The sequence below is a fragment of the Streptomyces sp. NPDC085481 genome (assembly GCF_044541845.1).
Classification (GTDB): domain Bacteria; phylum Actinomycetota; class Actinomycetes; order Streptomycetales; family Streptomycetaceae; genus Streptomyces.
In genome coordinates, this window is sequence record NZ_JBITTJ010000019.1 from 1 (window position 1) to 13,797 (window position 13,797).

12 protein-coding genes and 1 riboswitch are annotated in these 13,797 nt (G+C 70.6%); of the genes, 6 read left to right on the forward strand and 6 right to left on the reverse strand.

All coding sequences use genetic code 11. The features are described 5' to 3' along the window. Positions 1–400 precede the first annotated feature (400 nt). Positions 401–1,156 (forward strand): class I SAM-dependent methyltransferase, encoded by a 756-nt coding sequence (locus tag ACIGEZ_RS30675; protein WP_399837881.1) that lies wholly within the window; start codon positions 401–403, stop codon positions 1,154–1,156. A 100-nt stretch (positions 1,157–1,256) separates the two neighbouring features. After that, positions 1,257–1,586, forward strand: a complete 330-nt coding sequence (locus ACIGEZ_RS30680) for a deoxyxylulose-5-phosphate synthase (protein WP_399837537.1) — start codon at positions 1,257–1,259, stop codon at positions 1,584–1,586. An 18-nt stretch (positions 1,587–1,604) separates the two neighbouring features. On the opposite strand, the gene ACIGEZ_RS30685 is transcribed toward ACIGEZ_RS30680, so the two are convergent. After that, complete coding sequence (locus tag ACIGEZ_RS30685) at positions 1,605–2,075, reverse strand: SRPBCC family protein (RefSeq protein ID WP_399837539.1); 471 nt, start codon at positions 2,073–2,075, stop codon at positions 1,605–1,607. Between the two features lie 323 nt (positions 2,076–2,398). On the opposite strand from ACIGEZ_RS30685, the gene ACIGEZ_RS30690 reads away from it, so the two are divergent. Both ACIGEZ_RS30690 and ACIGEZ_RS30695 read left to right on the forward strand, forming a co-directional pair. After that, entirely contained in the window at positions 2,399–3,961 is a 1,563-nt protein-coding gene (locus tag ACIGEZ_RS30690) for a hypothetical protein (RefSeq protein ID WP_399837542.1), read from the forward strand. Beyond that, entirely contained in the window at positions 3,951–5,672 is a 1,722-nt protein-coding gene (locus tag ACIGEZ_RS30695) for a hypothetical protein (RefSeq protein WP_399837544.1), read from the forward strand. The genes ACIGEZ_RS30690 and ACIGEZ_RS30695 overlap by 11 nt, the downstream gene beginning before the upstream one ends. Positions 5,673–5,773: 101 nt before the next feature. On the opposite strand, the gene groL is transcribed toward ACIGEZ_RS30695, so the two are convergent. The 4 genes from groL to thrC all read right to left on the reverse strand — a co-directional run bounded on the left by groL (position 5,774) and on the right by thrC (position 10,040). Further along, positions 5,774–7,402, reverse strand: coding sequence for a chaperonin GroEL (gene groL / locus ACIGEZ_RS30700; RefSeq protein WP_399837546.1), 1,629 nt, complete (start codon positions 7,400–7,402; stop codon positions 5,774–5,776). Positions 7,403–7,765: 363 nt separating this feature from the next. After that, a complete protein-coding gene (locus tag ACIGEZ_RS30705) occupies positions 7,766–7,969 on the reverse strand; it encodes a cold-shock protein (protein WP_005315736.1) in 204 nt (67 codons plus the stop codon). A gap of 454 nt (positions 7,970–8,423) precedes the next feature. Next, positions 8,424–8,702, reverse strand: a complete 279-nt coding sequence (locus ACIGEZ_RS30710) for a MoaD/ThiS family protein (RefSeq protein WP_399837548.1) — start codon at positions 8,700–8,702, stop codon at positions 8,424–8,426. 27 nt (positions 8,703–8,729) lie between these two features. Next, positions 8,730–10,040, reverse strand: a complete 1,311-nt coding sequence (thrC, locus tag ACIGEZ_RS30715; RefSeq protein ID WP_399837551.1) for a threonine synthase — start codon at positions 10,038–10,040, stop codon at positions 8,730–8,732. After that, positions 10,034–10,178: riboswitch (SAM riboswitch) on the reverse strand. It overlaps the preceding gene by 7 nt. A 121-nt stretch (positions 10,179–10,299) precedes the next feature. Here thrC and ACIGEZ_RS30720 point away from each other — a divergent pair. Both ACIGEZ_RS30720 and ACIGEZ_RS30725 read left to right on the forward strand, forming a co-directional pair. Beyond that, on the forward strand, positions 10,300–11,241 hold the full coding sequence (locus ACIGEZ_RS30720; protein ID WP_399837884.1) for a glucosyl-3-phosphoglycerate synthase: 942 nt from the start codon (positions 10,300–10,302) through the stop codon (positions 11,239–11,241). 244 nt (positions 11,242–11,485) lie between these two features. Continuing rightward, on the forward strand, positions 11,486–12,919 hold the full coding sequence (locus tag ACIGEZ_RS30725; RefSeq protein WP_399837553.1) for a trehalose-6-phosphate synthase: 1,434 nt from the start codon (positions 11,486–11,488) through the stop codon (positions 12,917–12,919). 15 nt (positions 12,920–12,934) lie between these two features. Here ACIGEZ_RS30725 and otsB read toward each other — a convergent pair whose 3' ends face one another. Beyond that, positions 12,935–13,792: a trehalose-phosphatase gene (otsB, locus tag ACIGEZ_RS30730; protein WP_399837556.1), complete on the reverse strand. Its 858-nt coding sequence runs from the start codon at positions 13,790–13,792 to the stop codon at positions 12,935–12,937. Between the last annotated feature and the right edge of the window lie 5 nt (positions 13,793–13,797).

Here is a 13,797-nt window from a genome sequence, read left to right on the forward strand (position 1 = left end):
CTGGCGCTTCTGCCAGAAGTGCTTCGCGATGTACTTCTGGGGCTACCCCACCGACGGCGTCTGCCCCGCCGGCGGCGCGCACAGCGCCCAGGGATACAACTTCGCCCTCCCGCACTCCTGACGAACTCCCTCCCCTGCCCCTCCCGTTCGGCGTCTCGGACACAGGGGCACGGAACTCGTCGGGATGCGCCCTCCGCGGCCGCCCGGACCCCCCGAGACGCCCCCTGCCGCCCCCGCCAGGCCCGTACCCCGTACCCGCCGAGGCGGGGGCCGCGACCACCCCGCGCACCCCCGCCCAACAGCCGCACAGCCACCCCGCAAACAGCATCTGACCTGGCCTTTCACCTCCACCTCCCCTACCGTTTCCCTGACACGGAAGGGGACCGCTTTGGACCGCACGCTGGACCGCACGACCCGTACCACCGAGGACGTCCTCGAACTCCTCGACGGCCTGTTCGCCCACGACGCCGACAAGTGGGAGAGGTTCTACGACGACCGTTCCAGGCCGGTCCCGTTCTTCGTCCCGAAGCCGGACGAGAACCTCGTCGGCTACCTGGACGACGGCCTCGTCGACCCCGCCGCCGGCCGCGCCCTCGATCTCGGCTGCGGCCCGGGCCGCAACGCCCTGTTCCTCGCCGAACGGGGCTTCGAGGTCGACGCCGTGGACCTCTCGCCCGGCGCCCTCGCCTGGGCCCGCGAACGCGCGCGGGAGGCCGGCCACGAGAACATCCGCTTCCTCCAGGGCAACGCCTTCTCCGGCGCCCTGGACAAGGACCTGGACCAAGCCCCGTACGACCTGATCTACGACTCCGGCTGCTTCCACCACCTTCCGCCGCACCGCCGCGGCACCTATCTCGACTTCCTCACCCACCACCTCGCCCCCGGCGGCCACTTCGCCCTCACCTGCTTCGCCGCCGGCCCCGACGGCATGGGCTCCGAACTCCCCGACCCCGCCTTCTACCGCGACGCCTCCCTCCACGGCGGCCTCGCCTACACGGCCACGTCGCTCCGCACCCTCTTCACGGACGCCACCGTCCTGGAGGAACTCGCTCTCCGCCGCATGCACGCCGAGCCGCCCACCTCCGCCCGCTTCGGCGAGCCCTTCCTCTGGACGGGCCTGTTCCGGCGCGCGGACCTGCCGGACGTCAGCCGCTGACGTACTCGCACACCGCGGCCCGCCCGCCGCGCCCCCGAATAGGCCGGTGGCCGCCGAAATCCCATGGCCCGCCAGGCCCTTGGGGCTCTAGCCTGCCCGCATGAGCCATGCCAAGACCTCGTACGTCTGCCTGCCCTGCCGGGCCTCGTACAAGCAGCCGTACGGGCCCGAGCGCGAGCGGCGCTGTCCGCGCTGCGCGCGGGCGATGATCCATGCCGGCTCTGCCTTCGCCCCGCCCCGGCGCCGTGACACGGACGCCTGGCGCGCGCTGTCCGTCGTGCTCAACGCGGGCATCCGGTTCCACAAGAGTTGCTGTGGCGGCCCCGGTTGGCGCCCCCGCACCCTCCGCGAGGTCAAGGAGCGGACGGCTTACGCCCGCCGCACCGGGCAGCCCATGGCCCGGGCCCTGCTCCGCCGGCACCCGTACTGAGCCGGCGGCGGCAGCCCGTCACATCGTCTCCAGATACCTCGCCAGCCGGTCGTACTGCTCCTTCACCCCCGACTCCATCCCCGCCGCCAGCGCCTGGTCCCGGACCTCCGTGGAGGGCCAGAAGGACGTGCTGGTCAGGGCCGTGCCGCCGTCGGGAGTGGCGTCGAAGGTGAGGATGACGCGGACCGGTTCGCCGTCCGGCATCTGTTCGAAGATCTCCGTGTAGACGATGCGTTCGGACGGGACGATCTCCTCGTACGTGCCCGAGAAGACGATCTCCTGGCCGTCGGGGGCCCGCTGGCCCCAGCGCCACGCGCCGCCCGGGCGCAGGTCGATGTCGCAGACGGACATGGTCAGGGCGGCGACTCCGTACCATTCGCGCACGTGCTCGGGGCGGGTCCAGGCCTCCCAGACGCGTTCCACGGGGGCGTCGAAGGTGCGGGTGATGACCAGCTCGCGTTCCGCGGGTGTCGTGAGGAGAGTGATCATCGGAATTTCTCCCGTCTGCCTCTGCCGCGACCTCGGCCGTCTGCCTTTCCCGCCCCTCCTCCCAGGATCGCCCTGACCGACTCTCCGTGCGAACAGGGGCGAACAGGGAATCGAGTGAACACGTTCAACCCTGAGGCGCTATCGTGCTCCCACGCGGCCTGCGATATCCAACGCGCCGCCTTTCCGACCTGTGGGGGGTCCCTCAGATGCGCTCTACGCGCACGCTGCCGCATGCCTTGGTACGTGCGGCAACCGTTTTCGCTCTTTCGGCAGGCGTCGCCCTGCCCGTCATCGTCGCGGCGCCGACCGCGTACGCCGCGACCGTGAGCCAGACCGTCACCCACGACGACGGCCGGCTGACCCTCGGGCTGCCGTCCAACGCGCTCTGGGTGAAGGTGAGCGTCCTCGCCTCCAGCGCCCCGGACGCCGCCGTGCTCGCCACGACGGACGAGCTCACGTCGACGGCCTACAACGCCTGGACCACCGACGCGGCGATCAAGCTCCCCGAGGGCACCGCCTTCGGGGACTACCCGCTCGCCGTCGACTACCGCCTGCCCGGCGGCATCGTCGAGCACTGGACCGGCGGGTCCTTCGGCTACAAGCTGCACACCGGTGTCTCCACGGTCGCCTTCGACCGCAAGACCACCAGCTACGACCAGCGGGACGTCGTCCTGTCCGGTACGGCCACCACCTGGAACCCGGCCACCGGCGAGCGCACCCCCGCCGCCGAGGGAACCTCGGTCAAGGTCACGCTGAACCTGCGCGACGCGTACTCCGCGACCAGCACGAAGATCGCCACGGCCACCACGGCCGCCGACGGCACCTTCTCGCTGCCGGTCACCCCGAACGCCGAGATCTCCGGCGGCACGGCCGTCGTCACGGCCGGCACCGACGTGGACCCGGACGAGGCGCGCCCGGTGCCCGCCGTGGGCGTGGAGAAGCTGACGTACCGAATCACCTCGGACACCAGCAAGTACCGCGTCAACGCGAACACCGACGTCAAGGTCACCGGCCGCGTCGAACGCCTGACCGCCGAGGGCTGGAAGGCCTTCGGCGGCGCGCCGGTCGTCTCCACCGGCACCGAGCCGCTCGGCTACGACACGGCCGTGCGCAACGAGATCGGCTCCGGCGGCACGTTCGCCGACGGCTCCTTCTCGTACCTGGCCCGGGCCCAGTACTCGACGACCGGCGTCTACACCGGCCTGCGTCCCTCCGTGTACTACGGCAAGGGCAACGACCGGCCGTACGACCTCGCCAGGATCGCCGTACCGCAGCACTTCTGGTACGCCGACGCCCGGATGACCCTCGACGAGTTCGGCAGGCTCACCGCGACCGGCCGTCTGGCCACCAACGCGTCGGTGACCTGCTACGACAAGATCGACTGGGTCGCCCTCCAGGTGTCCCTGGACAACGGCCGCACGTGGCACGACATGAAGGCACAGGCCACCTCGTACTGCAGCAGCTACTCGTTCCAGGTCTGGGGCTTCGACAACGCCCTCTACCGGATCTACCACCCCGAGACGGACCGTTTCTTCGCCCGGACCAGCACCCCGGTCCGGCTGGCCCGTACGCCCACCCGGATCGTCAACGTCTCCATCACCCCGTCCCGGCCCCGCACCGGCTCGTCGATGACCGTCAAGGGTCTCGTCCAGCAGAAGGTGAACGGCGTCTGGAAGGCCATGCCGGGTGCCAAGGTGACGCTGGTCTTCAAGCCCAGGGGCGACTCGAGCTGGTACTGGGTCAAGAAGGACGTCGCGACCAACTCGGCCGGCAACTTCAACTTCCGCGCCACCAACTACGGCGACGGCTCATGGGGGCTGTACCTCCAGTCCAAGAACGGTTTCTTCTACAGCGAGTCGAGGACCATCTATGTCGATGCGCTCTGATCTCCGACGCTCGGAGTCCCGGCGCCCGGAGCTCCGACGCTCTGACCTCCGGCGGCTCTCCGCCGTCTCCCTCGTCACGGCGCTCACCCTGGGCGTCGCGGCCGCTCCCGCCCTCGCCGACGAGCCCGCCCCGACGCCCACCCCGGTGGGCGTCGGCCGGGCCGTCACCCAGGCCGACCAGCGCGGCAGCTTCCGCGTGACCGCGTGGACGGACGCCCCGCAGGCCACCGTCACCGCGGTCTCCGCCAAGGTCCGCCAGGGCGACACCGTCCTCGCCGACATCCCGGCGCTGCTCCAGTCCACCCCGGGCACCTTCACGCTGCCCGCGGACGCCACGCTCAAGCTGACCGAGGACCAGGGCACCATCCCGGCGCTCGGCAAGTACGCGATCGACGTCACCGCCACCGACTCGCTCGGCAACACGGTGACCCGCACCGGCGCGGGCACGCTGGACTTCACCCTGCGGCCGCTGCTCAGCTTCGCCGTCGGCACCCCCGGCTGGAACGACCCGAGCATCCGCCCGCAGGGCAAGCTGACCGGTGTCCAGCCCGGCTCCGGCGACATCGTGCCGCTGCCTGGGCGCTCGGTCTCGTACCAGCGTTCCACCCCGGACGAGGGCCCGGCACAGTCCGCGCTCACCACGGACACCGGCGAGTTCGCCGGCGCCCCGATCCCGGCGACGCGGGCCTACGAGTCGTACCGGGCCTCGTTCGCCGAGGACAGCGCCGAGGTCCACGGCACCGCCACCGACTGGCGCTACTTCAGCGAGTGGCAGGCCAGGAAGATGACGGTCACCGCCACCGCCGACAAGGCGCGCGCGGTGAGCGGCGAGACCGTCACCATCACCGGCCGGGTCACCGACCCGGAGAACGGCGGGGCGCCGCTCGCGGACCAGCCGGTGCGGGTGCGCCTCGGCGCGCCGCACGACTACTACCACGAGGCCGTCTCGTTCCCGCAGACGGTGCGGACCGACGCCGACGGCAACTACACCGCGAAGCTCGTCGCCGCCGCGGGCCCGAACGCCTCGGGCTGGACCGTCGAGTCGGCGGACCTGTTCCAGGCCTTCTCGCCGGTCCAGGGCACGCTCGTCATGCCCCTCGACTCGCGCACCACGACCACGGGCTACTCGCTCGCGCCCGACGCGCGCCTGAAGGTGTACGGCCAGCTGCGTTCCCCGTACGAGCGCTGGTCGGGCGGGTCGTCCTCCCAGACGGTGCTGCTCGAGCAGTCGCCCGACGGGCAGACGGGCTGGAAGAAGGTCGGCTCGACCAGCTTCTACTCCGACGTCCGCTCCTCCTTCGGCATCGCCGTGTGGAGCAAGGGCGGCTGGTTCCGGCTGCGGCACCTCACCTCGGACCAGTACGCGGAGTCCGTGGGCAAGCCGTTCTACATCGTCCGGACCGAGACCCGGATCCTGAACGTCAACGCGGCCCCCGAGCCCGTCCGCAAGGGCTCGACGGTGACCGTGACGGGCACGCTCCAGCACAACGCGGGCGGCTGGAAGCCGCTGGCCTACAAGCAGGTCCAGCTGGTGTTCCGGGCCAAGGGCACCTCGAAGTGGATCACGGTCGCCAAGGGCAACACCGCCTCCAACGGCAACGTGGCGCTGAAGCACAAGGCGACGGGTGACGGTGTGTACAACCTCGTCTACGTGGCCGACGGCACGCACTTCCAGGCGTCGGGCGTGGCGGACTACGTCGACGTCCGCTGACACCGTCCGGAGAACCGGCTGACAAAGCCCGAGGGCGGCACCCCCACTGGGGGTGCCGCCCTCGGTCGCGTTCAGCGATGAACCACCGATCCCCGAGGGGATCAGAAGTCCATGTCACCGCCCGGCATGCCGCCCGGAGCGGCCGCGGAGGCCTTCTCCGGCTTGTCGGCGATGACGGCCTCGGTGGTGAGGAACAGGGCCGCGATGGAGGCCGCGTTCTGCAGCGCCGAGCGCGTGACCTTCGCCGGGTCGATGATGCCCTCGGCGATGAGGTCGACGTACTCGTTGGTCGCGGCGTTCAGGCCGTGACCGGTCGGCAGGTTGCGGACCTTCTCCGCCACGACGCCGCCCTCGAGGCCGGCGTTGATCGCGATCTGCTTCAGCGGGGCCTCCAGGGCCAGCTTCACGATCGCGGCACCGGTGGCCTCGTCACCGTTCAGGTCCAGCTCGAGCTTCTCGAAGACCGAGGAGGCCTGGAGCAGGGCCACGCCACCGCCGGCGACGATGCCCTCCTCGACGGCCGCCTTCGCGTTGCGAACGGCGTCCTCGATGCGGTGCTTGCGCTCCTTGAGCTCGACCTCGGTCGCGGCACCGGCCTTGATGACGGCGACGCCGCCGGCCAGCTTCGCGAGGCGCTCCTGGAGCTTCTCGCGGTCGTAGTCCGAGTCGGAGTTCTCGATCTCGGCGCGGATCTGGTTCACGCGACCGGCGACCTGCTCGCTGTCACCGGCACCGTCGACGATGGTGGTCTCGTCCTTGGTGATGACGACCTTGCGGGCGCGGCCCAGCAGGTCGAGGCCCGCGTTCTCCAGCTTGAGGCCGACCTCTTCGGAGATGACCGTGCCGCCGGTGAGGATGGCGATGTCGTTCAGCATGGCCTTGCGACGGTCGCCGAAGCCCGGGGCCTTGACGGCGACGGACTTGAAGGTGCCACGGATCTTGTTGACGACCAGGGTCGACAGGGCCTCGCCCTCGACGTCCTCGGCGATGATCAGCAGCGGCTTGCCCGACTGCATGACCTTCTCGAGGAGCGGGAGCAGGTCCTTCACCGAGGAGACCTTGGAGTTGACGATCAGGATGTACGGGTCATCCAGGGCCGCCTCCATGCGCTCCATGTCGGTCGCGAAGTACGCCGAGATGTAGCCCTTGTCGAAGCGCATGCCCTCGGTGAGCTCCAGCTCCAGACCGAAGGTCTGGGACTCCTCGACGGTGATGACGCCTTCCTTGCCGACCTTGTCCATCGCCTCGGCGATGAGCTCGCCGATCTGGGTGTCGGCGGCGGAGATGGAGGCCGTGGAGGCGATCTGCTCCTTGGTCTCGACGTCCTTCGCCTGCTCGAGCAGGGCGCCGGAGACGGCCTCGACGGCCTTCTCGATGCCGCGCTTGAGGGCCATCGGGTTGGCACCGGCGGCGACGTTGCGCAGGCCCTCGCGGACGAGCGCCTGGGCGAGAACGGTGGCGGTGGTCGTACCGTCGCCGGCGACGTCGTCCGTCTTCTTGGCGACTTCCTTGACCAGCTCGGCGCCGATCTTCTCGTACGGGTCCTCGAGCTCGATCTCCTTGGCGATGGAGACACCATCGTTGGTGATCGTGGGGGCGCCCCACTTCTTCTCGAGGACGACGTTGCGACCCTTGGGGCCGAGGGTGACCTTGACGGCGTCAGCGAGCTGGTTCATGCCGCGCTCGAGACCGCGCCGGGCCTCCTCGTCGAACGCGATGATCTTGGCCATGTGAAGTGGTCCTCCCGGACATGGGGTGGATAACGCTCCTGGACCGCGCCGACGCCCGCGACGGACGGTCCGCGGGCCCTGTGGTTCCTTGCCCCACCTGGCCGCGGGCCTCGTCTGCCCGATCCTCGTAAGCACTCTCACCTTCAGAGTGCTAACGCCAATGATTAGCACTCGACCCAGGAGAGTGCAAGCGTCCCGAAGGGACATCGACGAGGGGTGGCGGTCGGGCGAGGGGCGGGGGCGAGCGACTCCCGCAGATCGACAGGCTGGGGGGTAGCCGCACAGGACGCGCGAGGGGCCCGCATCCCTGGTCGGGATGCGGGCCCCTCGACGGAAGTGCGTCGGTGGCCGATCGCGCCGCGCTCAGACGGCGAGCTTGACCATGTCCGCCTGCGGACCCTTCTGGCCCTGCGAGATCTCGAACTCGACCCGCTGACCCTCTTCGAGGGTGCGGTAACCGTCCATCTGGATCGCGCTGTAGTGGACGAAAACATCCGCACCACCGTCGACCGCGATGAAGCCGTAGCCCTTCTCCGCGTTGAACCACTTGACGGTGCCCTGAGCCATGCCTAACTCCCCTATTACTGGCCCTTGCGCGGGACCGCACTTCGCGGACCCGGGTCAGACCCTGCGCCGGAACGCGTCGACCGCGGCTGAATGTATCTGCCCAACTGCCCTCTGCAACAGGTCAATCGGACGAGAATTCTGGGCACGCCGGAAAGGGGAATTGGGGAGAATCCGTTGAATTCCCGGGCAAGTCGGGCCCGGCAAAGTGCGCAGAAGGTACACAAGGCACGGGCACTTTGGCTGCATCTTGTCGCGCACCGACGCATTCTCATATGCGCCTGGCATGAGCAGCGGAGGGGACTTCCCCAACTCTACCGCGCTCAACCATGCAGAATTGCCCCCTCCGCTTCTGATAGCGGAAGGGGCAATTCTGGGAGCTTCGGATATTCGAGAACTCCGGGACTCCGGGGACTCCGGGACTCCCGGGACTCCGGGGACTCCGGCGTGGGACGACTCAGCAGCCGCCGGCGACGGCCGGGATGATGGAGACGCCCGCGCCGTCCGGCGTCTCGGTCTCCAGACCCTGCTCGAAGCGGACGTCGTCGTCGTTGACGTACACGTTGACGAAGCGGCGCAGCTTGCCCTGGTCGTCCAGGACGCGGGCGGCGATGCCCGCGTGGTTCTTCTCCAGGTCGGCGATGACCTCGGCGAGGGTGCCACCCTCGGCCTTCACCTCGGCCTGGCCGCCCGTGTAGGTGCGGAGGATGGTGGGGATGCGGACGTTGACGGCCATGTGTTCACGAACCTTTCAGTGAGCCGGTCAGTGGGCCAGGCCGGCGTCGCGGAACGCGTCGAGGCTCGGGCGGATGGTGGCGGTCGCCTGTGAGCTGTCGGCCACGGCGTCCAGGGTCTTGAGGCCGTCACCGGTGTTCAGGACGACGGTGGTGAGGCTGGGGTCGATCAGACCGTTCTCGACGAGCTTCCGCGCGACGCCGACGGTCACGCCGCCCGCGGTCTCGGCGAAGATGCCCTCGGTCTCCGCGAGGAGCTTGATCGCGTCCACGACCTGCTCGTCGTTCACGTCCTCCACGGCGCCGCCGGTGCGGCGGGCGATGTCGAGGACGTACGGGCCGTCGGCCGGGTTGCCGATGGCCAGCGACTTGGCGATGGTGTTCGGCTTCTGGGGCCGTACGACGTCGTGGCCGGCCTTGAAGGCGACGGAGACCGGGGAGCACCCCTCGGCCTGGGCGCCGAAGATCTTGTACGGCTTGTCCTCGACCAGGCCCAGCTTGATGAGCTCCTGCAGACCCTTGTCGATCTTGGTGAGCTGGGAGCCGGAGGCGATCGGGATCACCAGCTGGTCGGGGATGACCCAGCCGAGCTGCTCGCAGATCTCGTACGCGAGGGTCTTCGACCCCTCGCCGTAGTACGGGCGGAGGTTGACGTTGACGAATCCCCAGCCCTCGCCGAGCGGGTCGCCGATGAGCTCCGAGCAGAAGCGGTTGACGTCGTCGTAGTTGCCCTCGATGGCGACCAGGTCGCCGCCGTAGACACCGGCCATGACGACCTTGCCCTGCTCCAGGTCGTGCGGGATGAACACGCAGGAGCGGAAGCCGGCCCGGGCGGCGGCGGCACCGACGGCGCCGGCCAGGTTGCCGGTGGAGGAGCAGGACAGGGTGGTGAAGCCGAAGGCGCGGGCGGCCTCGATGGCCTGGGCGACGACCCGGTCCTTGAAGGAGTGGGTCGGGTTGCCGGAGTCGTCCTTGACGAACAGCTTGCCGGGCTCGACGCCGATCTCGCGGGCGAGGTTGTCGGCCTGGACGAGCTTGGTCCAGCCGGGGTTCAGGTTGGGCTTCTCGGCGACGTCGGCCGGGACGGGCAGCAGCGGGGCGTAGCGCCAGATGTTGGCGGGGCCGGCCTCGATCTGCTTGCGCAGCGCCTCGGGGTCGCCGGCGGGGAGCTCGTACGCGACTTCGAGCGGGCCGAAGCAGAGCTCACAGGCGAAGATCGGGCCGAGCGGGAAGGACTCACCGCATTCGCGACAGGAAAGCCCGGACGCGGGACCCAGATCGACGGTGGCGGGGGTGGCGACAGTCTGTACAGCCATGGAGGCGAGGCCCTTTCTCCTCATCTTCCTCATGGCGCATTTCGCCATGAGACGGATTTGGCACCTTCCCTAGCCGGGGGCCTCGCTGGAGGACGAGACAAACCGACTGGAGGGTTGCCGGGGCTTCAACGGGCCGTTTCCCTCTGCCCCTCTGGATGAGCGGTATTCGATTGTGTGACGCGGGCGGCACCCCGACATGCATCGGGCATCCGCGTTGTTCAAGACTGTAACCGAAGCCCTGGACGGGCGAGACGGTCGTCCGATCCGCGAGATGGAGATCACGTTGCTGGAAGAGGTGGAGCGCTGGCTGTCCCGGCGGTCCTGGTCCGTGGCCGACCGTCCGCTGGAGCGGGTTCTCGCCGCGAAGCGGGGGACCACGGTCAGTGTGGTGCTGCCTGCGCTGAACGAGGAGGCGACGGTCGGCGCGATCGTCTCCGCGATCCGCCGGGAGCTGATGACCGAGGCGGTGCCGCTGGTGGACGAGCTGGTGGTGGTCGACTCGGGCTCCACGGACCGTACGGCGGAGGTGGCGGCGGCGGCCGGGGCCCGGGTGGTGGCGCGGGACGCGATCCTGCCCCGAATACCGGCGGTGGCCGGCAAGGGCGAGGTCCTGTGGCGGTCACTGATGGTGACCGGTGGGGACGTGGTGTGCTTCGTGGACGCGGACCTGCGGGACTTCTCGGCGGACTTCGTCACCGGGATCGTGGGGCCGCTGCTCACCGACCCGGACGTGGAGTTCGTGAAGGCGATGTACGACCGCCCGCTCGGCGACGCCCCTGGTCAGGGCGGCCGGGTGACGGAACTGGTGGCCCGCCCGCTCCTGAACCTGCACTGGCCGCAGCTCGCCGGCTTCGTCCAGCCGCTCGGCGGCGAGTACGCGGCCCGCCGTTCGCTCCTCGAACGGCTGCCGTTCCCGGTGGGTTACGGAGTGGAGCTGGGCCTCCTCGTGGACGCGCTGCACACGGTCGGCCTGGACGCGCTCGCGCAGGTGGACGTGGGGGTGCGCAAGCACCGGCACCAGGACGGCCAGGCGCTCGGCCGGATGGCGGCGGCGATCTACCGGACGGCTCAGCTGCGGCTCTCGCGCGGGCATCTGGTGCGGCCTCGGCTGACCCAGTTCGAGCGGGGCGAGGAGGGGTTCACGCCGAGGACGTACGCGGTGGACACGGAGGAGCGGCCGCCGATGGCGGAGATCGCGGAGTACCGGCGCCGCAGCGTGGCGTGACACCGGACGATGGTCGTCTTTGCCTACATTCCGTCTCATGCACTTCACGACGGAGACGGGATGGCTGCTCGGCGCGCTGGGCCTGGCGCTCACGGCGACGGGCGTGGTGGCCCTGGCGGCCGTACGGGGCCGACGGGACCAGTGGCGGAACCAGTGAGCGATCCGGCGCCGGTCCCGTGACGGATCCGGCGACTGTCTTGAATCCGTACGTTTGAGCGTTTACGTGACGGGCTAGGTTCGCGATATGGCTTCTGTCCTCGTGGCATCGAACCGTGGCCCGGTCTCGTACACCGTGCGGGACGACGGAGAGCTCGAAGCCCGGCGGGGCGGCGGCGGGCTCGTCTCGGGCCTGAGCGCGATCTCGTCGGAGGACGGGCTCTGGGTGTGCGCGGCGCTCGGCGACGGCGACCGCGAGGCCGTCCGCCGCGGCGTCGCCGAGACGGGCGTCCGGATGCTGGACATCGCCCCTGACGTGTACGCCGACGCGTACAACGGCATCGCCAACTCGGTGCTGTGGTTCCTCCACCACCACCTCTACGACATCCCGCGCGAGCCCGTCTTCGACGCGGCCTTCCGCCGCCGCTGGGAGTCCTACCGCGCCTACAACCACGCCTTCGCCGAGGCCCTGGCCGAGGCGGCGGACGACAGCGCGGCGGTCCTCGTGCAGGACTACCACCTGGCCCTCGTCCCGGGGCAGCTGCGCGAGCTGCGCCCCGACCTGCGGATCGCCCACTTCACCCACACGCCGTGGGCGTCGCCCCAGTACCTGCGGCTGCTGCCGGAGGACGTCCGCGAGGAGCTGCTGTGGGGCATGCTCGGCGCGGACGAGCTGGGCTTCCACACCTGGGGATGGGCGACGTCCTTCCTGTCCGGCGCGCAGATCGACGGCCCCGAGGGCACCGCCGAGCCGTTCCTGCGCTCCAGCGACCCGTGGCGCGGCGTGAAGCACCGCAAGGGCGGCGCGGACCGCTCCACCCGTGTGGCGGCGTACCCCCTGGGCGTGGACGGCGACGAGCTGCTGTCCCTCGCCCACCGCCCGGAGGTCGACGAACGCCTGGCCGCCCTGCGCGCCGAGGTGGGCGACCGGAAGACCATCGTCCGCGTCGACCGCACCGAACTGTCCAAGAACATCCTGCGCGGCCTGCTCGCCTACCGCGAGCTCCTCACCACCCACCCCGAATGGCAGCACCGCGTCGTCCACCTGGCCTCCGCCTACCCCTCCCGCCAGGACCTGGAGGTCTACCGCTCGTACACGACGGCGGTGCGCGAGCTGGCCGACCGGATCAACGACGCGTTCGGCACGCCGGACTGGACCCCCGTCCTGGTCTCCGTCCAGGACGACTTCACCCGCTCCCTGGCCGCCTACCGCCTCGCCGACGTCGCCCTGGTCAACCCGGTCCGCGACGGCATGAACCTGGTCGCCAAGGAGATCCCCGTCGTCTCCGAGGCCGGCTGCGCCCTGGTCCTGTCCCGCGAGGCGGGCGCGTACGAGGAGCTCGGCAAGGACGCGCTCACGGTGAATCCCTACGACGTGACGGAGACCGCCGAGGCCCTCCACCGCGCCCTGTCGATGCCCCCCGCCGACCGCACCGAGCGCACCAAACGCCTCGCCGCGGCCGCCACGGCCCTCCCGCCCCAACGCTGGTTCCTGTCCCAGCTGGAGGCCCTGCGGTCCTGAGGCCGCAGCGGGCCGTTACGCCCCTTCCGCCCGCCCCAGGGCCTGCGCGAGGCTCGCCAGGAAGGAGACGACCGCTGCCGGGCCCGCGAGGGTGAGGTCGGCGCGGTCGGTCAGGTCGGGGACCTGCTCGGAGGCGGAGGCGGAGCAGACGAGGAGGCCGGGGGTGCCGTTGGAGCGGAGTTTGTCGACGGCCGCGTACGCCGGGAGGTCACCCAGGTCGTCGCCCGCGTACAGGACCGACTCGGCGCCGATCTCGCGGGCGTACTCGGCGAGGGCGACGCCCTTGTCCATGCCCGGGGGACGCAGTTCCAGGACCATGCGGCCCGGTTCGAGGACCAGTCCGTGGTGGGTGGCCAGGTCGCCGAGGGGGCCCTTGAGGGCCTCGAAGGCGCCCTGCGGGTCGTCGGCGCGGCGGGTGTGGACGGCGACGGCGCGGCCCTTCTCCTCGATCCAGGTGCCGGGCCAGGCGCCGATGCGGTCGAGGAAGCCGGGGAGCTCGGCGCGGACCGAGGCCACGCCCGGGTGGGGAGCGGCGGCGTGGACGGTGCCGGTGACGGCGTCCCAGCGTTCGGCGCCGTAGTGGCCGAGGACGACCAGGTGCTCCAGGCCGGCGACGCCCGCGAAGCCCCCGTACCGTACGGCTACTCCGGCCGGGCGGCCGGTGACCACGGCGACGGAGGCCACCCGCGGGGCCAGGGCGGCCAGGGCGGGGACGGCGCCGGGGTGGGCGCGGGCCCGTTCCGGGTCGGGCACGATCTCGGCGAGCGTCCCGTCGAAGTCGAGGGCGACGACCGCCTTCTCGGGCCGCGCGAGGAGTGCGGCGAGGCCGTCGCGTCCGGCGGCTGTGGTCGGGTGCGGAAGGCTGCTGACCATGCCCA

Coding starts and splice junctions, on each gene's coding strand:
- otsB (WP_399837556.1), bottom strand. CDS start 13,792: ATGGTCAGCAGCCTTCCGCACCCGACCACAGCCGCCGGACGCGACGGC.
- ACIGEZ_RS30705 (WP_005315736.1), bottom strand. CDS start 7,969: ATGGCTCAGGGCACCGTCAAGTGGTTCAACGCGGAGAAGGGCTACGGC.
- ACIGEZ_RS30710 (WP_399837548.1), bottom strand. CDS start 8,702: ATGGCCGTCAACGTCCGCATCCCCACCATCCTCCGCACCTACACGGGC.
- thrC (WP_399837551.1), bottom strand. CDS start 10,040: ATGAGGAGAAAGGGCCTCGCCTCCATGGCTGTACAGACTGTCGCCACC.
- ACIGEZ_RS30685 (WP_399837539.1), bottom strand. CDS start 2,075: ATGATCACTCTCCTCACGACACCCGCGGAACGCGAGCTGGTCATCACC.
- ACIGEZ_RS30695 (WP_399837544.1), top strand. CDS start 3,951: ATGCGCTCTGATCTCCGACGCTCGGAGTCCCGGCGCCCGGAGCTCCGA.
- groL (WP_399837546.1), bottom strand. CDS start 7,402: ATGGCCAAGATCATCGCGTTCGACGAGGAGGCCCGGCGCGGTCTCGAG.
- ACIGEZ_RS30680 (WP_399837537.1), top strand. CDS start 1,257: ATGAGCCATGCCAAGACCTCGTACGTCTGCCTGCCCTGCCGGGCCTCG.
- ACIGEZ_RS30725 (WP_399837553.1), top strand. CDS start 11,486: ATGGCTTCTGTCCTCGTGGCATCGAACCGTGGCCCGGTCTCGTACACC.